The 26340-nt window shown below is 62.8% G+C and carries 22 protein-coding genes; 4 read left to right on the top strand and 18 right to left on the bottom strand.

Features of this window, described 5'->3' with window-relative positions:
• Positions 1-236 precede the first annotated feature (236 nt).
• From clsB to C2L66_RS02055, 13 genes are all read right to left on the bottom strand, one after another.
• On the bottom strand, positions 237-1499 hold the full coding sequence (gene clsB / locus C2L66_RS02115; protein WP_054929704.1) for a cardiolipin synthase ClsB: 1263 nt from the start codon (positions 1497-1499) through the stop codon (positions 237-239).
• Positions 1496-1972 (bottom strand): dihydroneopterin triphosphate diphosphatase, encoded by a 477-nt coding sequence (gene nudB / locus C2L66_RS02110; protein ID WP_060602816.1) that lies wholly within the window; start codon positions 1970-1972, stop codon positions 1496-1498. Before nudB ends, clsB begins: the two co-directional genes overlap by 4 nt.
• 174 nt (positions 1973-2146) lie before the next feature.
• Positions 2147-3946 (bottom strand): aspartate--tRNA ligase, encoded by a 1800-nt coding sequence (gene aspS / locus C2L66_RS02105; protein WP_054929703.1) that lies wholly within the window; start codon positions 3944-3946, stop codon positions 2147-2149.
• A 72-nt stretch (positions 3947-4018) separates the two neighbouring features.
• Positions 4019-4675: a DUF502 domain-containing protein gene (locus C2L66_RS02100; RefSeq protein WP_035986599.1), complete on the bottom strand. Its 657-nt coding sequence runs from the start codon at positions 4673-4675 to the stop codon at positions 4019-4021.
• Positions 4676-4742: 67 nt separating this feature from the next.
• Positions 4743-5102: an FmdB family zinc ribbon protein gene (locus C2L66_RS02095; protein WP_060602356.1), complete on the bottom strand. Its 360-nt coding sequence runs from the start codon at positions 5100-5102 to the stop codon at positions 4743-4745.
• A 138-nt stretch (positions 5103-5240) separates the two neighbouring features.
• Positions 5241-5885 (bottom strand): class I SAM-dependent methyltransferase, encoded by a 645-nt coding sequence (locus tag C2L66_RS02090; RefSeq protein WP_054929701.1) that lies wholly within the window; start codon positions 5883-5885, stop codon positions 5241-5243.
• 22 nt (positions 5886-5907) lie between these two features.
• Positions 5908-7491, bottom strand: a complete 1584-nt coding sequence (gene ubiB, locus C2L66_RS02085) for a ubiquinone biosynthesis regulatory protein kinase UbiB (RefSeq protein WP_054929700.1) — start codon at positions 7489-7491, stop codon at positions 5908-5910.
• 15 nt (positions 7492-7506) lie between these two features.
• Positions 7507-8154, bottom strand: coding sequence for a ubiquinone biosynthesis accessory factor UbiJ (locus tag C2L66_RS02080; RefSeq protein ID WP_103323677.1), 648 nt, complete (start codon positions 8152-8154; stop codon positions 7507-7509).
• Positions 8155-8262: 108 nt separating this feature from the next.
• Positions 8263-9252 (bottom strand): Tim44 domain-containing protein, encoded by a 990-nt coding sequence (locus C2L66_RS02075; protein ID WP_103323676.1) that lies wholly within the window; start codon positions 9250-9252, stop codon positions 8263-8265.
• A gap of 38 nt (positions 9253-9290) precedes the next feature.
• On the bottom strand, positions 9291-10022 hold the full coding sequence (gene ubiE / locus C2L66_RS02070) for a bifunctional demethylmenaquinone methyltransferase/2-methoxy-6-polyprenyl-1,4-benzoquinol methylase UbiE (protein WP_054929697.1): 732 nt from the start codon (positions 10020-10022) through the stop codon (positions 9291-9293).
• Between the two features lie 73 nt (positions 10023-10095).
• Positions 10096-10509, bottom strand: coding sequence for a gamma-butyrobetaine hydroxylase family protein (locus tag C2L66_RS02065; protein WP_054929696.1), 414 nt, complete (start codon positions 10507-10509; stop codon positions 10096-10098).
• Positions 10510-10516: 7 nt separating this feature from the next.
• Positions 10517-10945 carry an HIT family protein gene (locus tag C2L66_RS02060; protein WP_054929695.1) on the bottom strand — a complete coding sequence of 143 codons (429 nt, stop codon included), beginning with the start codon at positions 10943-10945 and terminating at the stop codon, positions 10517-10519.
• A 32-nt stretch (positions 10946-10977) separates the two neighbouring features.
• Positions 10978-15054 (bottom strand): DUF3683 domain-containing protein, encoded by a 4077-nt coding sequence (locus tag C2L66_RS02055; protein ID WP_103323675.1) that lies wholly within the window; start codon positions 15052-15054, stop codon positions 10978-10980.
• A gap of 593 nt (positions 15055-15647) precedes the next feature.
• On the opposite strand from C2L66_RS02055, the gene ilvA reads away from it, so the two are divergent.
• From ilvA to queF, 3 genes are read left to right on the top strand one after another with little or no spacing between them, the layout of a single operon-like run.
• Complete coding sequence (gene ilvA, locus C2L66_RS02050) at positions 15648-17171, top strand: threonine ammonia-lyase, biosynthetic (protein ID WP_054929693.1); 1524 nt, start codon at positions 15648-15650, stop codon at positions 17169-17171.
• Positions 17172-17183: 12 nt separating this feature from the next.
• Positions 17184-18086 (top strand): 5'-nucleotidase, encoded by a 903-nt coding sequence (locus C2L66_RS02045; protein ID WP_060599282.1) that lies wholly within the window; start codon positions 17184-17186, stop codon positions 18084-18086.
• A complete protein-coding gene (gene queF / locus C2L66_RS02040) occupies positions 18083-18907 on the top strand; it encodes an NADPH-dependent 7-cyano-7-deazaguanine reductase QueF (protein WP_060599283.1) in 825 nt (274 codons plus the stop codon). Before C2L66_RS02045 ends, queF begins: the two co-directional genes overlap by 4 nt.
• Before the next feature lie 988 nt (positions 18908-19895).
• On the opposite strand, the gene C2L66_RS02030 is transcribed toward queF, so the two are convergent.
• From C2L66_RS02030 to C2L66_RS02020, 3 genes are read right to left on the bottom strand one after another with little or no spacing between them, the layout of a single operon-like run.
• A complete protein-coding gene (locus tag C2L66_RS02030; RefSeq protein ID WP_060599284.1) occupies positions 19896-20282 on the bottom strand; it encodes a RidA family protein in 387 nt (128 codons plus the stop codon).
• Positions 20283-20334: 52 nt separating this feature from the next.
• Positions 20335-21822, bottom strand: coding sequence for an N-acyl-D-amino-acid deacylase family protein (locus tag C2L66_RS02025; protein ID WP_060599285.1), 1488 nt, complete (start codon positions 21820-21822; stop codon positions 20335-20337).
• 3 nt (positions 21823-21825) lie between these two features.
• On the bottom strand, positions 21826-22716 hold the full coding sequence (locus C2L66_RS02020) for a MurR/RpiR family transcriptional regulator (protein WP_060599286.1): 891 nt from the start codon (positions 22714-22716) through the stop codon (positions 21826-21828).
• 141 nt (positions 22717-22857) lie between these two features.
• On the opposite strand from C2L66_RS02020, the gene C2L66_RS02015 reads away from it, so the two are divergent.
• Entirely contained in the window at positions 22858-24135 is a 1278-nt protein-coding gene (locus tag C2L66_RS02015; protein ID WP_060602359.1) for an amino acid deaminase, read from the top strand.
• A 70-nt stretch (positions 24136-24205) separates the two neighbouring features.
• On the opposite strand, the gene C2L66_RS02010 is transcribed toward C2L66_RS02015, so the two are convergent.
• Positions 24206-24676, bottom strand: a complete 471-nt coding sequence (locus tag C2L66_RS02010; protein WP_060599287.1) for a MarR family winged helix-turn-helix transcriptional regulator — start codon at positions 24674-24676, stop codon at positions 24206-24208.
• A 35-nt stretch (positions 24677-24711) separates the two neighbouring features.
• Positions 24712-26307, bottom strand: a complete 1596-nt coding sequence (locus C2L66_RS02005; protein ID WP_054929687.1) for an MFS transporter — start codon at positions 26305-26307, stop codon at positions 24712-24714.
• Positions 26308-26340: the final 33 nt, after the last annotated feature.

Here is a 26340-nt window from a genome sequence, read left to right as displayed (position 1 = left end):
TGTGTACCGTCTGATTTGACCGAAAGAAAAATCGAACGGTCGTACCATTATTGGGGCCGACCGTCCGCGAAACAAGGAATTTATTAGAAACGGGTTTCTAACGACATTCTGATTTTCCGTCATCCGTCTATCAGACGAAGCGGAATTTTTAGAATCATTTGCCAGAACTGCTGGGAGTTGTCTCCGATTATTGATTATTATGAATCGGCTTTTGTCTGTCTTTTCTGAATCGGCTCTTAGTCGTAGCCGCCGACGGTCAGCAGCTTCATCGCGATCCGGTAGGTGTTGTACGCAATCCAGTTCAAGAGGCGCTCGCCCGCCGGGCGCGCTTCGTAATGCTTTTCGTCGATGCGGCGCGATTCGTCGAACGCTGCGAGGATCGACTGGCGCAACTGGTCGATCTCCGGGTGCAGCACGAGCACGACGTTCGCCTCGTTGTTCAGCATCAGGCTCAACGCGTCGAGATTCGACGAACCCACCGTTCCCCAGTTCGAATCGACCACGGCCACCTTGCCGTGCAGCATCGTCTTCTCGTACTCGGCGATCTTCACGCCCGCCTTCAGCAACGTGCGGTACAGGAACGGCACCGCGTAATCGAGCATCGCGAATTCCTTCCTGCCGATCACGAGGCGCACGTCGATGCCGCGTTGCGCCGCGTAGATCAGCGCGCGCCGCAGCTTGCGCCCCGGCATGAAATACGGATTGGCGAGCAGCACTTCGGTGCGCGCCTGGCCGATTGCGGTGAGATACGCCTTTTCGATTGCGCGGCGGTTGACGAAGTTGTCGCGCGCGACGAACGCGACGCACGGCTCGGCCATCGCGCGCATGTCGGCCGCACGGGCGCTGCGGCGCACGCGCACGAAGCGTTCGGTGGCGGCCTGCGGTGTCGCCCCGCCGACGGGCGGCGGCACGAGCGCCGGACGGTGGCCGATGCGGATGCGCTCCCACTGCACGTCGAATGCTTCGAGCACGTCGGCCACGACGGGGCCTTCCAGTTCGACGGCGAAGTCCCAGCGCGGGTAAGGCAGACGCGTGCCGTTCTGATCGTAGTCGTCGACGACATTGATGCCGCCGCAATACCCGAACTGATCGTCGACGACAGCGAGCTTGCGGTGCGTGCGCGAGAAGCCGAAGCGTCCGAAGATATGCGGGTTGTAGATGCGATGCTCGATGCCCGCCGCGTGCCAGTCATTGAACATCGGCAGGCGCTGGGTGCCGACGCCGTCGGTGATCACGCGCACGCGCAAGCCGCGCGTGGCGGCACGGATCAGCGCGTCTGAGACGGGACGGCCCGCGGCGTCGTCGCAAAAGATGTAGGTTTCCAGCACGACGTCGCTTTTTGCCGCGTCGATCCGTTCGATCAGCGCTGCAAAGTAGGACTCGCCCGCCGTGAACAGGCGCACCGTGTTGCCGGAACAAAAGCGATACCTGGACCAGTAGCGCCGGCCGGGCAAATGCCGCGTCAGCCGGTCGAAGCGGCGGACGTCGCCGCCGCTCATCGGCAACGCTCCTTCACGCGTTGCGGCAGCTGCAGGATCGCGTCGCGATTGGACCACGAGAAGCAGCGCCCGGCAGCCTCTTGCCAGGGAAGCCAAAGATGCGCGGTGTGCTCGAGCGGCGCCAGCGTCACTTCGAGACGCTGCGGCACCTGCAGGCTGAACCAGTGCTCGGTGTTGTGTGTGACGCCTGCCGCATAACGGTGACGCCAGGTCGGGAAGATTTCGAAGTCGATATGGTGATGCCAGTCGACGAGCGCCTCACGCGGCACGACTTCACCGCCGATCACGATGCCCGTCTCTTCCGCCACTTCGCGGATGGCCGTCTGCGCGATCGGCTCGTCGACGTGATCCTTCGAGCCCGTCACGGATTGCCAGAAGGCCTCCCGGTCGGCTCGCTCGATGAGCAGCACGTCGAGATCGGGCGTATGAATGACGACGAGAACGGATTCCGGAATCTTCGGCGGTTTCGGCATGGTGATAACGCGAGGCGCGGTTTTGCTGACGGGACCGCGCGATTGCATGTCGGACGGCAGAGCTTACAACGACTGTAACGCAAAAAGCGAAAAAGGCGCATGACGCGCCTTTTTCGCTGGATGTTTTGCGCGCACGTCGTTGTTTTAACGACGCAACCGCGCAAACGGTCACATTTACGCTTTCTGCTCGGGCTGACGCAGACGGATGTGCAGCTCGCGCAGCTGGCGCTCATCGACTTCGCTCGGCGCCTGCGTGAGCAAATCCTGCGCGCGCTGCGTCTTCGGGAAGGCGATCACGTCGCGGATCGAGTCTGCGCCCGCCATCATCGTGACGATGCGGTCCAGACCGAAGGCGATGCCGCCGTGCGGCGGCGCGCCGTACTGCAGCGCGTCCAGCAGGAAGCCGAATTTCGCGCGCGCTTCTTCGGCGCCGATCTTCAGCGCGCGGAACACCTTGCTCTGCACGTCTTCCTGGAAGATACGCACCGAACCGCCGCCGATTTCCCAGCCGTTCAGCACGATGTCATACGCCTTCGCGAGGCAGCGGCCCGGGTCCGTTTCCAGATATTCCAGGTGCTCGTCCTTCGGGCTCGTGAACGGGTGATGCGCGGCGACGTAGCGGTTTTCTTCTTCGTCGTATTCGAACATCGGGAAGTCGACGACCCACAGCGGCTTCCAGCCCTTCTCGACCAGACCGTTCGCCTTGCCGAACTCCGAATGACCGATCTTCAGACGCAGCGCGCCGAGGCTGTCGTTGACGACCTTCGCACGATCCGCCGCGAAGAAAATAATGTCGCCGTCCTGCGCGCCCGTGCGCTCGATGATCGCCGCGATGGCCGCATCGTGCAGGTTCTTGACGATCGGGCTTTGCAGGCCGTCACGGCCCTTCGCCACTTCGTTGATCTTGATCCACGCGAGACCCTTCGCGCCGTAGATGCGCACGAATTCCGTATAGCTGTCGATGTCGCCACGCGACAGCTCGCCGCCCTTCGGCACGCGCAGCGCCGCGACGCGGCCGTCCTTCGTGTTCGCCGGCGTGCTGAACACCTTGAAGTCGACGTCCTTCATCGCGTCCGTCAGTTCGGTGAACTCGAGCTTGACGCGCAGGTCCGGCTTGTCCGAACCGAAGCGGCGCATGGCTTCCGAATACGGCATCACGGCGAACTTCGCGTCCAGTTCGACGCCAATCGTTTCCTTGAACACGTGACGCGTCATGTCTTCGAACAGGTCACGGATTTCCTGCTCGCCCAGGAACGACGTTTCGCAGTCGATCTGCGTGAACTCCGGCTGACGGTCGGCACGCAGGTCTTCGTCGCGGAAGCACTTGACGATCTGGTAGTAACGGTCGAAGTTCGCGACCATCAGCAGCTGCTTGAAGAGCTGCGGCGATTGCGGCAGCGCGAAGAACTGGCCCGCGTTCACACGCGACGGCACGAGGTAATCGCGCGCGCCTTCCGGCGTGCTCTTGGTCAGCATCGGCGTTTCGATGTCGATGAAGCCGCGCGAATCGAGGTACTTGCGCACTTCCATCGTCACGCGATAACGCAGGCGCAGGTTGTGTTGCATCTGCGGACGGCGCAGGTCCAGCACGCGGTGCGTGAGGCGCGTGGTTTCCGACAGGTTGTCGTCGTCGAGCTGGAACGGCGGCGTCACCGACGCGTTAAGAACGTTCAGTTCGTGGCACAGCACTTCGATCTTGCCGCTCGTCAGGCTGGCGTTCGTCGTGCCTTCCGGACGGTTGCGCACGACACCCTTCACCTGGACGCAGAATTCGTTACGCACGCCTTCGGCCGTCTTGAACATCTCAGCGCGGTCCGGGTCGCAGACGACCTGAACGAGGCCTTCGCGGTCGCGCAGGTCGATGAAGATAACGCCGCCATGGTCGCGGCGGCGGCTCACCCAGCCGCACAGCGACACAGTTTGACCCAGCAGGTGTTCGGTCACCAGACCGCAGTATTCAGATCTCATCGACATGATGTTTGTCTTTCGTTTTGCATTGGTTGAACGGCGCGCGCCGCACCGTGTGACGGGCGGCGCAAGCCGGCATTACAGCGGCGGCTCGACAGGCGTGCGGCGCTCAGGCGCCGGCTGATTCGCGGGCGGAGCAACGACGCCCATCGAGACAATGTACTTGAGTGCGGCGTCGACGGTCATGTCGAGCTCGATCACTTCGCTTTTCGGCACCATCAGGAAGAAGCCGGACGTCGGGTTCGGCGTGGTCGGCACATAGACGCTGACGTGGTCTTCCTTGAGATGGTTGACGACGTCGCCGCCGGGGATGCCCGTCAGAAACCCGATGGTGTAGGACCCCTTGCGCGGATATTCGATCAGCAGCGCCTTGCGGAACGCATTACCGCTCGACGACAGCAGCGTGTCGGACACCTGCTTGACGCTGGTGTAGATCGGACCGACGACGGGAATGCGCGCGACGATCAGTTCCCACCAGCCGACCAGCTTCTGCCCGACGAAGTTCTGCGTCAATAGACCGACTACGAAAATGAAGGCGAGCGTCAACACGGCGCCAAGGCCGGGCAGGCGGAAGCCGAGCATCCGCTCCGGCTGCCACGACCGGGGCAGCAGCAGCAACGTCTGATCCATCGTGCCGATGATCAGGCCGAGCACCCACAGCGTGATGGCAAGAGGCACCAGCACCAGCAGGCCTGTCAGAAACACCGATTTGAGCGTCGTCTTTTTGGTCGTCATGTATACCGCCAGAAATCCGCGCGACTGCGTTGCGCGGCGTCTACGTCACCTTACGGTGGCGAAACTGCTAGGTGCCCGAGCTGCTCGCGGTAGCGGGAGCGGGTGACGCTGCCGGCGCCGCAGCCGGTGTGGCCGTGGACGCTTCGCTCCCGGACGAACCCGCCGCCTCAGGCTTGCTTTCCGTTTTGGACGCCGACGCGTCCGGGCCGCTGCTGGCAGCGCCGCCCGAATTGGTGGCCGAATTGCCACCACGGAAGTCCGTGACATACCAGCCCGAACCCTTTAGCTGGAAGCCGGCAGCGGTGACCTGCTTGCGGAAAGCATCGGTTCCGCACTCCGGGCATTGCGTCAACGGGGCGTCGCTCATTTTCTGGAGCACGTCCTTCGCGAATCCGCATGACTCGCAACGATAAGCGTAGATCGGCATGACCTTGTCCCTACTGAAAACTCTTTGAGCGCTTGCAAAGCCTTGAATTATAGCCGCAAACAATGGCACGCCCCGGAATTCGGGGTGGAACGGCCGACGCGGCGGCCACGCTTTAGCTGAGGGCGGCGGAACCGGGAATCAAGCCTTTGTTCCACCACGCCGGCGAAATGTCAGCCAGCGCTCGCGTCCGGCAAAGACGGAGATCGAGTCGCTGACGGGTTCGTCTTCCAGCAACTCGAAATGGGGCGATAGCAGCGCGTCGAGCTCGGCTCGCTCGATGATGAACGGCGGCCCTTTTGGCGAGCCGCCGCCGATGAAAAAGAATCCGGCGAGCAATCCGCCCGCGGGCAAGAGTTCGGCCATGCGCGCCAGCCAGGCCGCGCGTCGCGACGGCGGCAGCGCGCACAGGAATGCCCGCTCATAAATCCACCCCGGCTCGAATGGCGGCGTATAGGTGAAGAAGTCCGCCTGTTCGACGAGGCTCGCATGCGTGCCCAATTGGGCCCGGGCAGCTGCGACGGCGTGGGCCGCGAAGTCGATCGCGCGCAAGGTCCAGCCTTTCTCGGCGAGCCACCATGCCTCGTACGCGCTGCCGCAGCCCGGAATGAGCACCGGCATCGGCGCGTGCCGTTCGACGAACGCCTTGAACGCCGACGGCACGCCCGCCTGGTCCCACGGCGTGAAACCGCGTTCGAAGCGTTCGTCCCAGAAGCCGGGCGCGTTCGGATCGCGGCTCTCGAAATCGGGTGGCACGGGTGGAACGGTCGGCCTGGAGTCGCTCATCGGTACATCTCCTTAAACGCCGTCAATAGCCGCCGTACGCGATGGCGAGCCATGCGCGCGCCAGCACGGCGCCGACACCGACAGCCACGCCGAACATCAGCAGGCCTTGCAGCAGCCGGTTCGTGCGTTTCTGCTCCAGCAGAATCTGGCGGATGGTTTCGTCGTTGATGCCGCGCTGCTGCGCGTCGTGACGTTGCGCCAGCGCGTGATGAATCAGCCGCGGCAGCTGCGGCAGCGTCTTGCTCCACTGTGGCGCCTCGATCTTCAACCGCTCATACCATCCCTTCACGCCGATCTGCTCGTTCATCCAGCGCTCCAGATACGGCTTCGCGGTCTTCCACAGGTCGAGTTCCGGATCGAGCGAACGGCCCAGCCCTTCGACGTTCAGCATAGTCTTCTGCAGCAGCACCAGTTGCGGCTGGATTTCCACGTTGAAGCGGCGCGACGTCGAAAAGAGCCGCATCAGCACCTGGCCGAGCGAAATGTCCTTCAGCGCGCGATCGAAATACGGCTCGCAGACCGCGCGAATCGCGCTTTCCAGTTCTTCGACGCGCGTCGTGGGCGGCACCCAGCCGGACTCCAGATGCAGCGTCGCGACGCGGTGATAGTCGCGCTTGAAGAACGCGAGAAAGTTCTGTGCGAGATAGTTCTTATCGAAGTCCGACAGCGCGCCGATGATGCCGAAATCGAGCGCGATATAGCGGCCGAAATGCACCGGGTCGAGACTGACCTGAATGTTGCCGGGATGCATGTCCGCGTGGAAAAAGCCGTCGCGGAACACCTGCGTGAAGAAAATCTCGACGCCCTCGCGCGCGAGCTTCGGAATATCGACGCCCGCCGCCCGCAGCGTATCGACCTGGCTGATGGGCACGCCGACCATCCGCTCCATCACGAGCACGTTCGCCGTGCAGTATTCCCAGTACATCTCCGGCACGAGCAACAGATCGAGACCCGCGAAGTTACGCCGCAGCTGGCTGCCGTTGGCGGCTTCGCGCATCAGGTCGAGTTCGTCGTGCAGATACTTGTCGAATTCCGCGACCACTTCGCGCGGCTTCAGGCGCTTGCCGTCCGCCCACAGACGCTCCGCCCACACGGCGATGTCGCGCAGCAGTGCGAGATCGGAATCGATCACGGGCAGCATGTTCGGCCGCAACACCTTCACGGCGACCTGCTTGCCCGCGTGCTGGCCCGTCTTCAGGGTCGCGAAGTGAACCTGCGCGATCGACGCGCTCGCCACGGGCACGCGCTCGAAATCGTCGAAGATCGTATCGACAGGCGCGCCGAGCGACTTTTCGATAATGGCGATCGCCACCGCCGAATCGAACGGCGGCACCTGGTCCTGCAGCTTGGCAAGCTCGCTCGCGATGTCGGGGCGCAGCAGGTCGCGGCGCGTAGACAGCACCTGGCCGAACTTCACGAAAATCGGCCCGAGGCTTTCCAGCGCGAGACGCAGCCGCACGCCTGGCGGCTGGTCGAACTTCCTGCCAATGGTGGTGATACGCAGCAACATCCGCACGCGGCGGTCGTTGATGCGACTCAGCATCATCTCGTCCAGCCCAAAGCGGATGACGGTGAAGAAAATCTTGAGGAAACGCAGAAAACGCATGGTTGAGCCCGGTGACTAGCGCGTGCCGCGCGACGTGGCGGCGCCGCCCGGCGCATTGGCGCCGCGGGCTTCGACCTTCTGTTCGAGACGCTCGATGCGCTTCTCGACGCGCGCGAGCGCGTCGCGGGCGCGCGCCAGCTCGACGTTGAAGTCGTCGAGTGCGGTGCGGCGCACGAGTTGCGGGTTTTCGTCCAGCAGATATTCGGCCACCGATTCGAGCAGATTGCGGCCCGTGCGCAGCGCATGATCGCCGACCGTGCGCGCCACCGACGCGATCCGCCATGCGGGTCCGTCGCCGATCAGCTTCGCCAGATCCTCTTCCGGCTCCCAGCGCAGATGCTCGGCGAGCTTCGCGATGGCCGTCGCGAACTCGGCGTCGCCTTCGATCTTCACATGCTTCATCACGGCCGCCTGGCCGCCTTGCAGGAACGCGGGAACGGCGTCCGGCGGCACCGAGACGGTGACATCGAACGTGTTGTGCGCTTCGCTTTCGTCGACAGCGCTCAGATAGCCGTCTGGCTGCACCAGCAGGATCAGCGTGACGGGAGGACAGGACAGCCGCGCAATTTTGCCGGCGTATGGGGTGAGACGTTCGCGCGCCCACGTTTCGCGGGCGAGCAGATGGTTGACGGCAGCAGCGAAGGGCTTGGCGGCAAGGGTCATCGGCAGTGGAAAGAGAAAACCCGCGCCGGCGACTGCCGACGCGGGTTCCTATTGTAACGTCCGTTCGCTTCGAGCCTGACTCTGCCGAACGGCTAATCCTTGACGGGATCAGTGATGATTCGGCTGCTGGATGCCCGCGAGCAGCCAGCCTTCGCCGTTGCGCTTCGACAGGTTCCAGATTTCCTCGAACGGCTCCGCCGCGCCGCCCGACGTTTCGCGGATCAGGCCATGGAAACGCACGCTCGCGAGATGTTCGCTGCCGCGGTCTTCGACGCCCAGCAGATCGGCGTCCAGCTTCACGACGTCCGTCTGGTTCTTTTCGGCTCCGCGCGAACTCAGGTCGACCCGTACTTCGGCGAACATCTCGGGTGTCGTGAACTCGCGGATGTCGTCCATGTTGCCCGCGTCCCACGCAGCCTGCAGACGCACGAAGTAAACCTTCGCGTTGCGCAGGAACGCTTCCGTGTCGAAGCCTGCCGGAACGGCCGGCGCGGTGGCGATTTCAGGCGTGGTCAGCGGATTGCCCTGGGGCCCGAGGTACGAGCCGGCCGGCGGCGCCGTGTAGCGCGGCTCCTGCGTGTAACCCGTGCCGCCCGCGTTCAGCGTCGGCGCGCCGCCCGCGTAGGCCGGCCTCTGCGCGTCGCGCTTGCGGCCCGTGAACTTGCGGATCAGCCAGATAGCGACGAACGCGATCAGCGCGATCACGATCAGGTTCGACATCATGCCGGCGAACGCTTCGCCAAGACCGAAGTGCGACAGCAGCGCTGCGATACCCAGACCGGCCGCGAGACCGGCGATCGGCCCGAGCCAGCGCGAGCGGTTAGGCTGCGCAGCGGGCGTGGGCGGCGGCGTGGCGGGACGCTGCTGCTGCATGGCCTGCGACGGCGCACCCGGCGACTGCGAAGGCGCCGACTGCTGTGACGGCTGGGTGATGTTCGACTGACGCCCGATACTGCGGCCGCCGCCCATGCGTTTCGCTTCGGCGTCGAGCGAGGCCAGCGTACCGATCGAAATCAGGCCGACCATCGCGATCAGTCCGATTCTCCTCGCCCATGCCCCCTTAACCTTACAACGAGATGACAGATTCGAATCAGACATTTCTCCAATTTCCTTTTAAAAACGAGAAGTTAGGGAGATTAGTATTTCGTCCCTACATGCAAGGCTACCACGCCAGCTGACAAATTGTAATATTTGACGGCTTCGAGGCCAGCTTGTTCCATCATCGTCTTCAAAGTTTCCTGGTCCGGATGCATACGGATGGATTCAGCCAGATAGCGGTAGCTCTCGGCATCCTTCGCGAAGCGCTCGCCGAGCCACGGCAGCACCTTAAAAGAATAGACGTCGTACGCCTTCTTGAGCGGGTCCCAAACTTTCGAAAATTCCAGCACGAGCACGCGCCCGGCCGGCTTCAACACACGGCGCATTTCCGCGAGCGCCGCGTCCTTGTGCGTCATGTTGCGCAAGCCGAATGCCACGGTCACCACGTCGAAGTAGTTGTCGGGAAAGGGGATTTTTTCGGCGTCGCAAAGCAGCGTCGGGGTGATGATGCCCTTGTCGATCAGGCGGTCGCGGCCCACGCGCAACATCGATTCGTTGATGTCCGTGTGCCACACTTCGCCCGTCTCGCCCGCCTGCCTGGCGAAGGTCTTCGACAGATCGCCCGTGCCGCCCGCGATGTCGAGCACCTTGTAGCCGGGCCGCACGTTGGCCTGCGCGATCGTGAACGCCTTCCACGCGCGGTGCATCCCGCCCGACATCAGGTCGTTCATCAGGTCATAGTTGGAGGCGACCGAGTGGAACACGCCGGCCACTTTCTTCGCTTTTTCCTGTTCGTCGACTGTCTGATAGCCGAAGTGGGTTTTGGTCATCGCGCTTCGTCCTTTCGCGTATTCTTAAGAGATTGTTGCGCCGCATCAAGCGACGGGAAGGCCGGGAATCGTATCAGTGACTGTGGCCGTGCGCAGGGCCGGATACGGGCATCGGCGCATCCCGGTCGACGCCTGCTGCCTTGAGTTTGCCGAAATACTCGGCCCAGAGTTCGTCCTGGCGCGTCGCGAGGTCCCACAGCAAGTCCCACGAATAGATGCCCGTGTTGTGGCCGTCGGAGAAGGTTGGCTGCAGCGCATAGTTGCCGACGCCTTCGAGCGCCGTAATCGACACTTCGCGCTTGCCTGTCTGCAGCGTTTCCTGGCCCGGCCCGTGACCGCGCACTTCCGCCGAAGGCGAATAGACGCGCATCAGTTCGAACGGCACGCGGTAACTCTTGCCGTCCGCGTACTGCAATTCGAGCACGCGCGACACGGCATGAACGACGACGCCGGCGGGCACCGGCGTGTCGGGTTTCAATCCACTCATGATGACCTCAGACGAGAGCGTGTTCGATTTCGCCGCGTACCGCCTCGCGCAGCAATGTGGCCTGCGCGCGGCGCTGCGACAGCATCGCTTCGGAAACGGTGCGCTGGCGCGGCGCCCAGATGGGCAGCGGAAAATGCGCGTCGTTGGAGAACCGGGGGATCACATGCCAGTGCACGTGCGGCACCTGGTTGCCGAGACTCGCCAGATTCACCTTGACGGGTTGCAGGATGCGCCGGATCGCGCGCTCGACGGCATACACCGCGCGCATCACGCGGTCGCGCTCGGCCTCGCCCAGATCCGAAAACTCGGCGACATGCCTGTTCCAGATCACCCGGCAAAAACCGGGGTAGTCATGTTCGTCGGCGAGGACGACACGCAGCGTGTCGTCCTGCCACAGCACATCGCCACCGTCTTCACGGCAGAAGATACAGTCCATCGTCGTCCTCGAACGGAACCTTTATCGCGCCATTAGACCAGCACGCGCTCGATTCCGCCATTGTTCGCACGCTGCACATAGTCGGCCATCCAGTTCTCGCCGAGCACGTGTCGCGCGATTTCGACAACGATATAGTCCGCTTCGATATTCGCGTCTTCGTTGTAGCGCGACAGGCCTTGCAGACAGGACGGGCAGCTCGTCAGGATCTTGACGTCGGTCCCCGCGCCGTTCGCATCATTGGCGCCGTTCGGTTGCGGGCCGTCGCCCGCCTTCAGCACCGAACCCGGCTGCGCGTTCGCGCCCGCGTCGGCCACGACGGGAATACCGCGCAGCTTCGCCGCGCCCTTGCGGATTTCCTCTTCCTTGCGGAAGCGCACCTGCGTCGAAATATCCGGTCGCGTGACGGCCAGCGTGCCCGACTCGCCGCAGCAACGATCGTTCTTCTCGATCCTGTAGCCGTCCTTTTCAGAGCCCATCAGCTCGTTGACCAGCTTGACGGGGTCGATCGTCTTGATCGGCGTGTGGCACGGGTCGTGATACATGTAGCGCGTGCCCTTCACGCCGTCGAGCTTGATGCCCTTCTCCAGCAGGAATTCGTGGATGTCGATGATCCGGCAGCCCGGGAAGATCTTCTCGAATTCGTAGCCAGCCAGCTGGTCGTAGCACGTGCCGCACGACACCACCACCGTCTTGATGTCCAGATAATTCAGCGTGTTCGCGACACGGTGGAACAGCACGCGGTTATCCGTGACGATCTGCTCGGCCTTGTCGAACTGGCCCGACCCGCGCTGCGGGTAGCCGCAGCACAGATAGCCCGGCGGCAGCACCGTCTGCACGCCCGCTTCCCATAGCATCGCCTGCGTGGCGAGACCGACCTGCGAGAACAGGCGCTCGGAACCGCAACCGGGGAAGTAGAACACCGCTTCCGAATCGACGGTCGTGGCCTTCGGGTTGCGGATGATCGGGACGATCTTGTTGTCCTCGATGTCGAGCAGTGCGCGCGCCGTTTTCTTGGGCAGATTGCCCGGCATCTTCTTGTTGACGAAGTGGATCACCTGCTCGACCACGGGCGGCTTGCCCGTCGTCGCGGGCGGATGCGCCGTCTGCTTCTTGACGAGCTTCTTCAGCACGTCGTTGCCCAGGCGCTGCGCCTTGTAGCCGACGCCCATCATCGCGGTGCGCGCGAGATTGATGGTCTGCGGATTGGTCGCGTTCAGGAAGAACATGCCCGCCGCGTTGCCCGCGTTGAACTTCTTCTTGCCCATCTTGCGCAGCAGATTGCGCATGTTCATCGTGACGTCGCCGAAGTCGATCTTCACCGGGCACGGCGTCACGCACTTGTGGCAGACGGTGCAGTGATCGGCGACATCGTTGAACTCGTCCCAGTGCTTGATCGACACGCCGCGGCGCGTCTGCTCTTCATACAGGAACGCCTCGACCAGCAGCGAGGTGGCGAGAATCTTGTTGCGCGGGCTGTACAGCAGGTTCGCGCGCGGCACGTGCGTCGCGCAAACGGGCTTGCACTTGCCGCAACGCAGGCAGTCCTTCACCGAATCGGCGATCGCGCCGATATCGGACTGCTGCATGATCAGCGATTCATAACCCATCAGCCCGAACGACGGCGTGTACGCGTTGCGCAAATCCGCGCCTTCGAGCAGCTTGCCCTTGTTGAAGCGGCCATGCGGGTCCACGCGCTGCTTGTACGCGCGGAATTCGCCGATCTCGTCTTCCGTGAGGAACTCGAGCTTCGTGATGCCAATGCCGTGCTCGCCGGAAATCACGCCATCCAGCGAACGCGCGAGCTTCATGATGCGCGCGACGGCAACGTGCGCGTCCTGCAGCATCTCGTAGTTATCGGAGTTGACGGGGATGTTCGTATGAACGTTGCCGTCGCCTGCGTGCATGTGCAGCGCGACGAACACGCGGCCGCGCAGCACCTGCTTGTGGATGGCCTGCGCTTCGTCGAGGATCGGCTTGAACTCGCCGCCGTTGAAGATCTGGCGCAGTTCCGCGCGGATTTCCTGCTTCCACGACACGCGCACCGTGCGGTCCTGGACGATATGGAACACGTTCGCGTCCGGCTGATCGTCGACCCGGTCCGCGAATTTTTCCGCGAGCCCCGCATAGCCGAGTCCCACGAGATAGTGCTGCGCTTCACGCAACGACAAGTCGAGCTTGTCGCGCAGGAATTCCCAGCGCTTCTTCACATGGGCGAGCAGTTCGAGCGCCTGTTGCACGCGGTCTTCGAGCAATTCGGCGCTCGGAATTTCGTTCGCGTCGTCGCTCTTGCCGAGCGGCAGCTTGCCGCTCCTGAAGAACGCTTCGAGCGCGTCGACCAGTTGCAGCTTGTTCTTGATCGACAGTTCGATGTTGATGCGCTCGATGCCGTCCGTGTATTCGCCCATGCGATTGAGCGGAATCACGACGTCTTCGTTGATCTTGAACGCGTTGGTGTGCTTCGCGATCGCGGCCGTGCGGCTGCGGTCGAGCCAGAAGCGCTTGCGCGCCTCGGCGCTCACGGCGACAAAGCCTTCGCCGCTCTTGCCGTTGGCCATGCGGATGACTTCCGACGTCGCCGTCGCGACAGCGTCCGCATCGTCGCCGACAATGTCGCCGATCAGCACCATCTTCGGAAACGAATTGCGCTTGCTCTTGGTCGCATAGCCGACCGCGCGCAGATAACGCTCGTCGAGATGTTCGAGGCCCGCGAGAATCGCGCCGCCCTGCTTCGACGTTTCGAACAGATAATCCTTGATTTCGACGATGCTCGGAATCGCCTCGCGCGCCTGGCCGAAGAACTCCAGGCAAACGGTGCGCGTATGCGCGGGCATCTTGTGCAGCACCCAGCGCGCCGACGTGATCAGGCCGTCGCAGCCTTCCTTCTGGATGCCCGGCAGGCCGGCGAGGAATTTATCCGTGACGTCCTTGCCGAGACCTTCCTTGCGAAAACGCCGGCCTTCGATGTCGAGCGACTCGGTGCGCAGCAGCTTTTCGCCCGGCGCGTATTCGCCGTCGAACCACTTCAGTTCGAAGCGCGCGACGGGAATGTCGTGAATCTTGCCGAGGTTGTGATCGAGGCGCGTGACTTCGAGCCAGTTCCCTTCCGGGTCGACCATGCGCCACCACGCGAGGTTGTCGAGCGCCGTGCCCCACAGCACGGCCTTCTTGCCGCCCGCGTTCATCGCGACGTTACCGCCGATGCACGATGCGTCCAGCGAGGTCGGATCGACGGCGAACACATAGCCCGCCTGCTCGGCCGCTTCCGTCACGCGACGCGTGACGACGCCTGCGCCGGAGAAGATCGTCGGCACCTTATGCGCAACGCCGGGCAGTTCGGTCAATTCGACCGCGCCGAGTTGTTCGAGCTTCTCGGTGTTGATGACGGCCGAAAACGGCGTAAGCGGCACCGCGCCGCCCGTGTAGCCCGTGCCGCCGCCGCGCGGAATCACGGTCAGGCCGAGTTCGAAACACGCCTTGATGAGACCGGCGATTTCGGCTTCCGTGTCCGGCGTCAGCACGACGAACGGATATTCGACGCGCCAGTCGGTCGCGTCCGTCACGTGCGAAACACGCGCGAGGCCGTCGAAGCGGATGTTGTCCTTCTGCGTCTGGCGGCCCAGCACTTTGGTCGCGCGACGGCGCAGGTCGGCCATTTTCTCGAACTCGCCCGCGAACGCATCGACGGCGCGGCGCGCGGCGGCGACCAGCGTTTCGACACGTGCCGCGCGATCGACGCCCGCATCGTCGCCATGCTCGACGAGGTCGGCGCGGCGGCGCTTTTCGATTTCGGTCAGACGGTGATTCAGCGCTTCGATCAGCAGCGCGCGGCGCTTCGGGTTGTCGAGCAGGTCGTCCTGCAGGTAAGGATTGCGGCGCACGACCCAGATGTCGCCGAGCACTTCGTACAGCATGCGCGCCGAGCGGCCCGTGCGGCGTTCCGCGCGCAGTTCGTCGAGCGCGGCCCACGCCTCGTCGCCAAGCAGACGGATGACGATTTCGCGGTCGGAGAACGACGTGTAGTTGTAGGGGATTTCGCGCAGACGCGGTTCGGCGTCGGCGGCAACGGTGGCGGCGGCGCCGTGCGGATCGAAAACTTGAGGTGCGTTCATGTTTGGACGACTCGGTAGGTCAGCGGCGTGCGCTCATCGTTGAGGCCCGCTGACAGTGCGCGTGGGGCGCAATGCTGGAAATCTTTCTAGTGTGCGAAGCCGCAACCGGCGGGCCAGCGCCCGGGATCGCCGGGGATATGGCTGGAACGTGGGTGGCCGGCCGCCTCGCGGCGCTCAGAGGCAGCTACACGATCGTGCATGCCGCACGTGCCGCTGCGCCGCGGGACGAGACTCGCGCGGGACGGGCATCAAATGGGCGATCCGAGGCTGCCAGTGCATCTTCCGATCCTTGTTCCAAAATAGGATTCTACCGCATGATCCTATTGCGCGTTGACGCCTGAATGTCCGCGCGACAAGCCTTTGCGCGTTGGCTTGCCAGAATTCGCCACGAAAATGCCCGGCGGCGACTCCCTCAAAACGCATCGCGTCCGCGCCCACGCTGAGCCCGATTTTTCGACCGTCCGGTCGGCTGGCCAAGCTTGTCGATAAAGCGAACGCAATCGGACGAATCCCGGATCAGGTGCGTCCGGACAGACGGTTGGCGCTATCATTGATCCTTTCCTGTCCGAAATAGCGCATCGCGCGTGACCCGCATGGCTTCCCACGACTACCTGAAGAAAATCCTCACCGCCCGCGTCTACGACGTCGCGCGTGAGACCGAACTCGAACATGCGCGGAATCTGTCCGCACGGCTGCGCAACCCGATTTACCTGAAGCGCGAAGACAACCAGCCCGTCTTCTCCTTCAAGCTGCGCGGCGCCTACAACAAGATGGCGCACATTCCCGCCGACGCGCTCGCACGCGGCGTGATTACGGCTTCGGCGGGCAACCATGCGCAAGGCGTCGCGTTGTCGGCGGCACGGATGGGTGTGAAGGCGATCATCGTCGTTCCCGTGACGACGCCGCAGGTGAAAGTCGACGCCGTGCGCGCGCACGGCGGCCCGACCGTCGAAGTCGTGCAGTCGGGCGAGTCGTATAGCGATGCCTACGCACACGCTGTCAAACTGCAGGAACAACACGGCCTGACCTTCGTCCATCCGTTCGACGACGAATACGTGATCGCCGGCCAGGGCACGGTCGCGATGGAAGTGCTGAGCCAGCATCAGGCGCCCATTCACGCGATCTTCGTTCCTATCGGCGGCGGCGGTCTCGCGGCGGGCATCGCGGCGTACGTGAAATCGGTGCGCCCGGAGATCAAGGTGATCGGCGTGCAGACCGAGGATTCCTGCGCGATGGCACAGTCGCTGAAGGCGGGCGAACGCGTCACGCTGAACGAAGTGGGTCTGTTCTCGGACGGCACGGCCGTCAAGCTGGTCGGCGAGGAGACGTTCCGCCTGTGCCAGGAATATCTCGACGAAGTGTTGACCGTGGACACCGACGCACTGTGCGCGGCGATCAAGGACGTCTTCCAGGACACCCGCAGTGTGCTGGAACCGGCCGGGTCGCTGGCTGTAGCGGGCGCGAAGCAGTACGCGGAACGTGAAGGCATCGAGAACCAGACGCTGATCGCCGTCACGTCCGGCGCGAACATGAACTTCGACCGCATGCGCTTCGTCGCGGAGCGCGCGGAAGTCGGCGAGGCGCGCGAGGCCGTGTTCGCGGTGACGATTCCCGAAGAGCGCGGCAGCTTTAAGCGGTTCTGCGAACTGGTCGGCACGCGCAGCGTCACGGAGTTCAACTACCGTATTGCGGATTCGAAGTCGGCCCATATCTTTGTCGGCGTGCAGATCCGCAACCGCAGCGAGTCCGCGCAGATCGCGGGCGCGTTCGAGGCGCACAACTTCGCCACCGTCGATCTGACGGGCGACGAGCTATCGAAGCAGCATATCCGCTACATGGTCGGCGGCCGCTCGCCGCTCGCGCACGACGAGCGCCTGTTCCGCTTCGAGTTTCCCGAACGGCCGGGCGCGCTGATGAAGTTCCTGTCGTCGATGGCGCCGAACTGGAACATCAGCCTCTTCCACTACCGGAACCAGGGCGCGGATTACAGCTCGATCCTCGTCGGCATCCAGGTGCCGTCGGCGGAAGATTCGGAATTCGCGCGCTTCCTTGCGACGCTCGGCTATCCGTATTGGGAAGAGACGTTGAACCCGGTGTATCGACTGTTCCTTGGATAACGAAGCACGCGCATGGCCTTTTCGCTCGACGACAAACTGGTAGTGGCGATTTCCTCGCGCGCGCTGTTCGACTTCGAGGAAGAGAACCGCGTGTACGAGGATGGCAATCTGCGCGACTACGAAGCACTGCAGCGTGAGCGGCTGAACGTGCCGGCCAAGCCAGGCGTCGCGTTTCCGCTGATTCGCAAGCTGCTTGCGCTCAACACGGGCGCGCATTGCGTGGAAGTGGTGATTCTGTCGCGCAGCGATCCCATCAGCGGCTTGCGTGCGTTCAGTTCGTGCCGCGAGCATGGGCTCGCAATCGAGCGTGGAGTGTTCACGCGCGGTCGCGCGCCGTTCGCATATCTGAAGCCGCTGAATGCATCGTTGTTTCTGTCGGCGAATCAGGATGACGTTCGCGATGCCTTGGCCGCCGGTTTTCCTGCTGCACGCGTGTTGCCCGAATCGGCGAGAATGGCGAGCAAGTATCCGGACGAAATCCGCATTGCGTTCGACGGCGACGCGGTGCTGTTTTCCGACGAAGCGGAGCGCGTGTTTCAGAAGGACGGCTTGGGGGCGTTTGTCGGTCATGAGATCGACAACAAGGATTTGCCGCTTGCCGATGGACCGCTCAAGCCTTTGTTGAAAGCGTTGCATCGGCTGCAGACGCTGGCCGACGAAGCCGCGCCGATGCAGATTCGCACCGCGCTGGTGACGGCGCGTTCGGCGCCCGCGCATGAGCGCGCGATACGCACATTGATGGCCTGGAACATCGAAATCGACGAAGCGATGTTTCTTGGCGGGCTCGACAAGAGCGCGTTTTTGCGCGAGTTCGAGCCGGACTTTTTCTTCGACGACCAAATTCGCCACTGCGAGTCGGCCCGTGACGTGACAGCGATCGGGCATGTATTGAGTGGCATCGTGAACGCATCATGACACCCGAACAATCACCGCTGGGCAAACCGTCCAGCTACACCGAACAGTACGATGCATCGTTGCTCTTTCCGATCGCGCGAAAGAATGCGCGCGAGCAGATCGGTATTGGGGCGACGTTGCCGTTTTTCGGCACGGACATCTGGAACGCTTATGAACTGTCGTGGCTGAATGCGCGCGGCAAGCCGCAGATTGCGATCGCCACTTTTTATATTCCGGCGGAATCGCCGAATATCGTCGAGTCGAAGTCATTCAAGCTGTATCTGGGCTCGTTCGCGCAGACTTCGTTCGATTCCATCGAGACGGTTCGCGACACGATCAAGCGCGATGTTTCCGCTGCGTGTGAGGCTTCCGTTTCGCTGCATCTTTATCCGCCGGCGGAATTTTCGAAGCTCTCGATGGATGAGTTTGAAGGGACTTCGCTGGATCGGCTCGATCTGGATACCGATGTTTATTTGCCGGATGCTTCGTTGCTCAAGGCTGCGCTTGACGAGGCGCCTACCGAAGAGACCTTGTTCTCCAATCTTCTGAAGTCGAATTGTCCGGTGACTGGGCAGCCTGATTGGGGTTCGGTGCAGATCCACTACGTGGGGCCGCAGATCGATCATGCTTCGTTGCTGCGGTACATTATTTCGTATCGAAACCATACTGGGTTTCATGAACAGTGTGTCGAGAAGATCTTTCTCGACGTGCTCAAGGTTTGTCAGCCTGTGAAGCTGGCCGTCTATGCGCGCTATACGCGGCGCGGTGGGCTGGATATCAATCCTTTCCGTACTAACTTTAATCTGCCGATGCCGGATAATTTGCGGACCGCAAGGCAGTGATTTTGGGGTTTTCTGTCTGCGACGCTTGGGGTGGGGTTTGGGTTTTGGGGTTTTGGGGTTTTGGGGTTTTGGGGTTTTGGGGTTTTGGGGTTTTGGGGTTTTGGGGTTTTGGGGTTTTGGGGTTTTGGGGTTTTGGGGTTTTGCGGTGGCAGCCGGGTTGCGGGTTCTGAGCTTTCGGTGGCATCCGCGAACTGTTAGCGTGCTTCACGCGTCGCCGTTCGGTGTTTTGGTCTTTGCGCCGGCATCCGCGATGCGTTAGCTCGCTTCAAGCGTCGCCCCTGTGCGGGGCGGCACCTACTTTTCTTTGCCGCCGCAAAGAAAAGTAGGCAAAAGAAAGCGGCTCAAACCGCCAACATTTCTTCTTGCCTGAGGGCCCCCAAAGGTTCTTACGCTTCACACGGCAATCACGTCATTCTTGCTCGTTGCCAGCGCTCTTGCTGGGCGCCTCACCCGCTTCACGCTCCCGCGTCACGCTACGCCCTGCCAGACAGTCCACCGCCGCCCAGGTGGCAAACTGTGTGTCGGCCCTCGGTGCTCCACATGCTTCACTCCAGACCAATTGCGCACGCGCTCCACCCTGTAAGAGCGCTAACGTGTACGTCAGGAAAACCTACACACAGTTTGCCACCTGGGCGGCACATACCATTCGCTGGCGCCGGCTCATGTACGGGTTTTTGAAGTGGGTGAGGCGCTAATTCAGCGCGTTGGCAACGCCCATCAACTAGCACGTTGCCGTTTGAAGCGTGGGGACGTTGGGGGCCCGTGGGCAAACGTCAAGCGCTGGCGGTGTGAGCCGCTTTCTTTTGCCTACTTTTCTTTGCGGCGGCAAAGAAAAGTAGGTGCCGCCCCGCACAGGGGCGACGCGTGAAGCACGCTAACGCATCGCGGATGCCAGCGAAAAAGCAAATCGCGGATGCCAGCAAAAGCAAAAGCAAAAGCACAAGCAAACCAAACCAAACCAAACCAAACCAAACCAAACCAAAAAACCTCAACCCGCAGGCTTCTTATAAGCGACGCAGTCAACCTCAACCTTACAATCGATCACCATCGACGACACAACACATGCCCGCGCAGGCGGATTCGCCCCAAAGTACTCCTTGAACACCTTGTTAAAGGAAGCAAAATCCCGCGGATCATCGAGCCACACCCCACACCGCACGACGTGCTCAGGCCCATACCCGGCCTCGGTCAAAATCGCCAGCACGTTCTGAATGGTCTTGTGCGACTGCTCGACAATCCCGCCATTGATCACTTCGCCGTTCTCCATCGGCGTCTGCCCCGACACGAACAGCCAGCCGTCCGCCTCGACCGCACGCGCAAACGGCATCACCTGACCGCCCGTGCCTTTGCCACCTTCAACGCCATAACGCTTCATCGTTCAACTCCTGTAACGTAAGCGCGTCCGCACCCAATGCGAACGCAAAAATTCAAAAGCCCTGCGTATGCTCGGCCCGCGACGCCGCCGTCGCCCCACGCGCCACAAACTTCCCCGCGCGCTCGCCCGTCGGCTTGCCATCCAGATACGACAGCACACCATTCACCCACACCGCGTCGATTCCGTCAGCCGCCTGCTGCGGCTTCTCGAATGTCGCCGCGTCGCGCACGCGCGCCGGGTCGAACAGCACGAGATCGGCGTGATAACCGATGTGCACCTCGCCACGCTCCTTCAACCCAAAACGCCGCGCCGACAAACTCGTCATCTTGCGAATCGCCTCTTCCAGCGGAATCAGCTGCTGGTCGCGCGCATAGTGGCCCAGCACACGCGGAAACGCGCCCCACAAACGCGGATGCGGCAACGGATCGTTCGGCAAACCATCGGAGCCCACCATCGTCGCCGGATGCGACAGGATGCGCCGCACATCGTCCTCGGACATGTTGTGATAGACGGCACCCGCAGGCTGCAAACGCTTCGCCGCTTCCTGCTGCGGCACACCCCACTCCGCCGCGATCTCCTTCACCATCTTGCCCGCCATCTCGGGATGCGGCGTCGACCACGTGATCGTGATGTCGATATCGCCCGTCACCTGCTTGACGTCGAGCGTCGATGAACTGCGGTTGTACGGATAACAGTCGCAACCGACAGGATGAAACTGCCGCGCGCCTTCCAGCGACGCAAGCACCTCGACACTGCGCCCCCAGTTCGACGGCCCCGCGCATTTCAGGTGCGAGATGATGACTGGCACGCGCGCATGCTTGCCGATGCGGTACGCCTCGTCCATCGCATCGAGAATCGCATCGAACTCGGTGCGCATGTGCGTCGTGTACAACGCGCCCGCCACCGCGAGCGGTTCAGCCAGCGACATCACTTCTTCCGTCGGCGCGGCAAAGGCGGAGCCATACGCGAGCCCCGAACTCAAGCCCAGCGCGCCATTCGCGAGCGCCTCTTCGAGCTGCACGCGCATCCCGTCGATTTCCTCACGCGTCGCCGCGCGGTCGAGCCGGTCCATGTGGTTGTTACGCAGCGCCGTATGTCCGATCAACGCGCCGACATTCACAGAAGGCTTCGCCTCATTCACGGCATCGACATAGGCGGCGAATGTGGGGTACTGAAATGCATCGCGCGCGCCGAGCAGGTTCATCGGATCGGGCGGGTCGCCTTTGAGCGACACGGGCGACGCGCTGATCCCGCAATTGCCGACGATCACCGTCGTCACGCCCTGGGTGATCTTCGGCAGCATTTGCGGCGAGCGGATCACGTGCGTGTCGTCGTGCGTGTGCACGTCGATGAAGCCGGGCGCGAGCGCGCGGCCGTTCGCCTCGATCACCTCTTCGGCCAGCCAGTTCGACAGATTGCCGATCGCGGCGATCTTTCCATTGCGCAACGCGACATCGCGTTCGACAGGCGGCGCGCCCGTGCCGTCGTACAGTTGCGCGCCGACGATCAGCGTATCGGCGGCTTCGGGGTGCGAGTGCATGAATCAGTCTCCTAGCGGTTGTCGATCGCCGCCGCCACGATGCGCATCGAGCGCATGCTTCATGCGGCGCAGCAGTTCACGGCTCTCGTCGCCGAGGCTCACGGCCAGTTCGGTGACGAGCACGTCGAGCGCCATCATCATCGCGTAGCGCGACGACGACGGCTTGTAGATGAAATCGGTTTCGAAAGCGACGATGGGAATCACCCAGTCGGCCAGCTTCGCAAGCGGCGAGGCAGGCGCCGTCACCGTGATCAGCGTCGCGCCATAGCTGCGCGCGATCGTGCAGCTGTCCACCATTTCCGGCACGCGCCCTGTCGTCGACAGCGCGATCACGACGGTGTCGCGCGAGACCGTCGATGCAACCATGCGCTGCAACAAGCCGTCCTGATACGTCGCCACGGGCCGCCCCAGGCGCACGAGCCGAAAGCGCATTTCATCGGCAAGCGCCGTCGAGCCGCCGCCCATGCCGAACACGTAGATCATGCGAGCTTCGCGCATCGCCGCCGCGGCCTGCGCGACGGGCGCCTGACACAGCAACTGATGATTGTGCGTAAGCGCCGTCTGCAACTCGTCGAACACACGCGTCGCCAATGGCTCAGGCGCGTCGGCCTGTGCACCCGGTTGCAGGAACCGCTGACCGACGGCGGCCGCCTGCGCGAGCCGCAGCTTGAGCTCGCGCACGTCGCGGCAGCCAACCGCTTTTGCAAAACGCGTGACCGTCGCGACGCTCACTTGCGCCCGCTCGGCCAACGCGCCGATGCTCGCGCGCGACGCGCCCGTCAGATCGTCGAGAATCAGCGCGGCGACCTTGCGCTCGGCCGAACGCAATTCGGGCGCGCATTCCGCAATGCGGGCGACAATGTCGAAGGCAACGGGTTCGGCGGTGGAATTCATGGCTCGCGAGTGCCACGCGCCGCGGGTAACATTGCTCGCGGCACGCGTGGTACTAAATAACATTTCATCAAACATCGTACTTTCGGTAACATATGAAAGTCAACTTCGATTCGATTTAACTGGCCGATGGAGCAGGATGACATGAAAGTTACAAACTATCAGGGAGCCACGATCGACCCTTACAGCAAGGGCTTGGGCAATGTGCCGGGCACCAGCATCCAACTGACGGACGCGGCGCGTCTCGAATGGAATCTGCTCGACGAAGACGTGAGCCTGCCCGCCGCCGTTCTGTATGCGGACCGTATCGAGCACAACCTGAAGTGGATGCAGGCGTTCGTTGCCGAGTACGGCGTGAAGCTCGCGCCGCACGGCAAGACGACAATGGCGCCGCAACTGTTCCGCCGCCAGATCGAAACGGGCGCGTGGGGCATCACGCTTGCCACCGCGCATCAGGTGCGCGCCGCGTATCACGGCGGCGTCTCGCGCGTATTGATGGCGAACCAGCTGGTCGGCAAGCGCAACATGCTGATGATCGCGGAACTGCTGAGCGATCCGGACTTCGAGTTCTTCTGCCTGGTGGATTCCGTCGAAGGCGTCGAGCAACTGGGCAAGTTCTTCGGCTCGGTGAAGAAGCAGTTGCAGGTGCTGGTCGAACTCGGCGTGCCTGGCGGCCGTACAGGCGTGCGCGACGACGCGCAAACGCATGCGGTGCTCGATGCGATCGCGCGTTACCCGGATTCGTTGAAGCTCGCGGGCATCGAACTGTATGAAGGCGTGTTGAAGGAAGAACAGGAAGTGCGCGACTTCCTGCGCAGCGCGGTGAAGCTCACGCTCGAACTGTCGGACAAAGGCCGCTTCGCTCGCACGCCGGCTGTGCTGTCGGGCGCGGGCTCGGCATGGTACGACGTCGTCGCGGAAGAGTTTTCGAAGGCGTCGCGCAAGGACCGCATCGAAATCGTGCTGCGCCCGGGTTGCTATCTGACGCACGACGTCGGCATCTATCGCAAGGCGCAGACGGATATCTTCAAGCGCAATCCGGTTGCGAAGCGCATGGGCGAAGGGCTGTTGCCCGCGCTGCATCTGTGGGCGTACGTGCAGTCCATTCCCGAACCGGACCGCGCCATCATCGGCCTCGGCAAGCGCGACTCGGCATTCGACGCGGGCTATCCGGAGCCCGCGAAGCACTATCGTCCGGGCACGCAGGCGCCGCGCGACGTCGCCGCAGACGAAGGCTGGGAAATTTTCGGCCTGATGGATCAGCACGCCTATCTGCGGATTCCCGCAGGCGCCGATCTGAAAGTCGGCGACATGATTGCGTTCGACATCTCGCATCCGTGCCTGACGTTCGACAAGTGGCGTCAGGTGCTGGTGCTCGATCCGGCGTATCGCGTGACGGAAGTGATCGAAACGTTCTTCTGATTCTTCTTCGATCGAAACGGCGCTGCGTCTCTCACGACACAGCGCCGTTTTCTATTGGCTCATTGCTGGCTCAACGCCCGGTTTGCGTCGCTTCCACATCGGTCCCCGCAGACGCGGCTACTTCGCCGATGCGCGCTTCGAGCATCGTCAGCGCGCTCGACAGACCCTCTAGCACATCGTCGGGCAAGGCGGCCATCGTGTCGTGCAGGAATGCGTTGCGATCCGGCAGGCTCGTTTCGATCGCGGCGCGGCCATGCGCCGTGAGCTTCACGTTCGTGATGCGGTTGTCGCGCTCGTCCATGCTGCGCGAGATCCAGCCCATCGCTTCGAGCGACTTCAATTGCCGCGTCAGCGCGCCCGGATCGATGCGCAAGCGTTCGACCAGTTTCTTCTGCGACGACTCGCCCGCCTGCTCGTACAACGCGAGCAGAATGCGCCAGCGCGGCATAGGATGCCCGACGCGCCCTTCGAACGCCGACATGAACGCGCGATACGTGCGTCCAAACTGATGCAGGATAGCGACGCGGTCCTGTTCTTCCATGATCTATCTTCGATTCAAAAGCGCTTACATTCCCGTCAATCCGCGTGGATGACCGGCTCGATCTGCTTGCGCAGCTTGACGGGCGGCACGCGCCGGCTCTGCCAGATCGCAAACAGCGACACCAGCGCGCCCAGCATCAGGCCGATATGGATCGCACCCACCAGCGACTCGCGCGCCGACTCCAGCAGTACGGCGCCATTGTGCCCTGCCTTCGCGAGTTCGTTCAAAAGCGTGTGCTGCGCGTCGCGGTTCACGAGGATCTGCGGATCGCCGAGATCGGCGATCCATTGGCTCGCCTGATCGCCATCGAGCGCGCTGCGCACGCCGCTCGCGTACATATGCGTGACGAGCGTGCCCGTCAGCGCCGTGCCGATCATCCCGCCGATCATCCGCAGCGACTGCAGCAGCGCCGTCGCGATGCCGAGATGCTCGCGGCCCGCCGTCTGCTGCGCGAACACGGTCAGGTTCGGCAGCACGAAGCCGAGGCCGAGTCCGCCGAAGGTCATGAACAGCATCAGCAGCCAGTGCGGCATCGCGCGCGTCGCGACCACCACGCCGAGCGACGCCGCCGCGAACAGCGCGAAGCCGATGAACAGCATCACGTTCGGGTTCGGCACGCGCGACACGATGCGCCCATTCGCAATGCTGCCAATCGTGATGAACACGACGAGCGGCGTGATCACGAGCCCCGCCTCGTTCGGCGTCATGCCGAAGCCGCCCTGGAACAACAGCGGCGCGTAGAACAGCAGCGAGAACATCGCGAAGCCGCCGAGCACGGCCAGCACGAACAGCGCGGACAGGCTCTTGTTGCGGAACATGTCGATGGGGAGAATCGCTTGTGGGAAGCGCTTTTCCCATTTCCACAACGCAATCGCGCACGCCACGCTCACGACGAGCAACGCAAGCGCCGAAGCTGTCACGCCATGCTTGGGCAGCAATTCGACGAACATCTGCAAGCTGCCGAGCGACAGCGCGATCAACAACGCGCCGGGCCAGTCGAGCCGCATCTTGCCTTCGTGAACGACATGCCGCAGATGCGGCAGATAACGCCACACGAAAAACAGCGACAACAAACCGACGGGCAGATTCACGTAGAACACCGAGCGCCAGCCGTAGTACTGCGTGAGAAAGCCGCCGAGCGACGGACCAATGGCGTTCGCGATGCCGAACGCCGTACTCATCAGCACCTGCCAGCGCAACCGGACCACGGAATCGGGAAAGAGATCGGGAATGCAGGCGAACGCGGTGCCGACCAGCATGCCGCCGCCGATGCCCTGCAAGCCGCGCGCGATCACCAGGAACAGCATGTTGTTGGCCGCGCCGCAGAGCACGGAAGCAGCCGTGAACACGATGATCGATGCAATGACGAACGGCTTGCGGCCGTAATAGTCACCGAGGCGCCCGAAGATCGGCACGGTAATCACCGACGTCAGCAGATACGACGTCGCGACCCACGCGTACAGCTCGAAGCCCTTGAGATCCGCGACGATCGTCGGTAGCGCGGTGCCGACCACGGTTTGGTCGAGCGCGACGAGCATCGAGACGAAAGAAACGCCGAGCATCGCCAGCAGCGACTCCCGGAACGGTAAAACTTGCCCACTCGAATGGTGGGCGGCGGTATGCACGGCCATTTTTGATCGAACAACAGTTGACGAGTCAACGAT

Source organism: Paraburkholderia caribensis, assembly GCF_002902945.1.
Classification (GTDB): Bacteria; Pseudomonadota; Gammaproteobacteria; order Burkholderiales; family Burkholderiaceae; genus Paraburkholderia; species Paraburkholderia caribensis.
Note: the sequence above shows the minus strand (reverse complement) of the source record. Positions and strands in the feature narration are given on the sequence as shown.

Coding starts and splice junctions, on each gene's coding strand:
- C2L66_RS02045 (WP_060599282.1), top strand. CDS start 17,184: ATGGCCTTTTCGCTCGACGACAAACTGGTAGTGGCGATTTCCTCGCGC.
- C2L66_RS02060 (WP_054929695.1), bottom strand. CDS start 10,945: ATGGACTGTATCTTCTGCCGTGAAGACGGTGGCGATGTGCTGTGGCAG.
- C2L66_RS02015 (WP_060602359.1), top strand. CDS start 22,858: ATGAAAGTTACAAACTATCAGGGAGCCACGATCGACCCTTACAGCAAG.
- ilvA (WP_054929693.1), top strand. CDS start 15,648: ATGGCTTCCCACGACTACCTGAAGAAAATCCTCACCGCCCGCGTCTAC.
- C2L66_RS02080 (WP_103323677.1), bottom strand. CDS start 8,154: ATGACCCTTGCCGCCAAGCCCTTCGCTGCTGCCGTCAACCATCTGCTC.
- C2L66_RS02030 (WP_060599284.1), bottom strand. CDS start 20,282: ATGAAGCGTTATGGCGTTGAAGGTGGCAAAGGCACGGGCGGTCAGGTG.
- C2L66_RS02100 (WP_035986599.1), bottom strand. CDS start 4,675: ATGACGACCAAAAAGACGACGCTCAAATCGGTGTTTCTGACAGGCCTG.
- C2L66_RS02010 (WP_060599287.1), bottom strand. CDS start 24,676: ATGGAAGAACAGGACCGCGTCGCTATCCTGCATCAGTTTGGACGCACG.
- C2L66_RS02075 (WP_103323676.1), bottom strand. CDS start 9,252: ATGTCTGATTCGAATCTGTCATCTCGTTGTAAGGTTAAGGGGGCATGG.
- C2L66_RS02055 (WP_103323675.1), bottom strand. CDS start 15,054: ATGAACGCACCTCAAGTTTTCGATCCGCACGGCGCCGCCGCCACCGTT.
- aspS (WP_054929703.1), bottom strand. CDS start 3,946: ATGTCGATGAGATCTGAATACTGCGGTCTGGTGACCGAACACCTGCTG.
- nudB (WP_060602816.1), bottom strand. CDS start 1,972: ATGCCGAAACCGCCGAAGATTCCGGAATCCGTTCTCGTCGTCATTCAT.
- C2L66_RS02095 (WP_060602356.1), bottom strand. CDS start 5,102: ATGCCGATCTACGCTTATCGTTGCGAGTCATGCGGATTCGCGAAGGAC.
- ubiB (WP_054929700.1), bottom strand. CDS start 7,491: ATGCGTTTTCTGCGTTTCCTCAAGATTTTCTTCACCGTCATCCGCTTT.
- C2L66_RS02090 (WP_054929701.1), bottom strand. CDS start 5,885: ATGAGCGACTCCAGGCCGACCGTTCCACCCGTGCCACCCGATTTCGAG.
- clsB (WP_054929704.1), bottom strand. CDS start 1,499: ATGAGCGGCGGCGACGTCCGCCGCTTCGACCGGCTGACGCGGCATTTG.
- queF (WP_060599283.1), top strand. CDS start 18,083: ATGACACCCGAACAATCACCGCTGGGCAAACCGTCCAGCTACACCGAA.
- C2L66_RS02005 (WP_054929687.1), bottom strand. CDS start 26,307: ATGGCCGTGCATACCGCCGCCCACCATTCGAGTGGGCAAGTTTTACCG.
- C2L66_RS02020 (WP_060599286.1), bottom strand. CDS start 22,716: ATGAATTCCACCGCCGAACCCGTTGCCTTCGACATTGTCGCCCGCATT.
- C2L66_RS02025 (WP_060599285.1), bottom strand. CDS start 21,822: ATGCACTCGCACCCCGAAGCCGCCGATACGCTGATCGTCGGCGCGCAA.
- C2L66_RS02065 (WP_054929696.1), bottom strand. CDS start 10,509: ATGAGTGGATTGAAACCCGACACGCCGGTGCCCGCCGGCGTCGTCGTT.
- ubiE (WP_054929697.1), bottom strand. CDS start 10,022: ATGACCAAAACCCACTTCGGCTATCAGACAGTCGACGAACAGGAAAAA.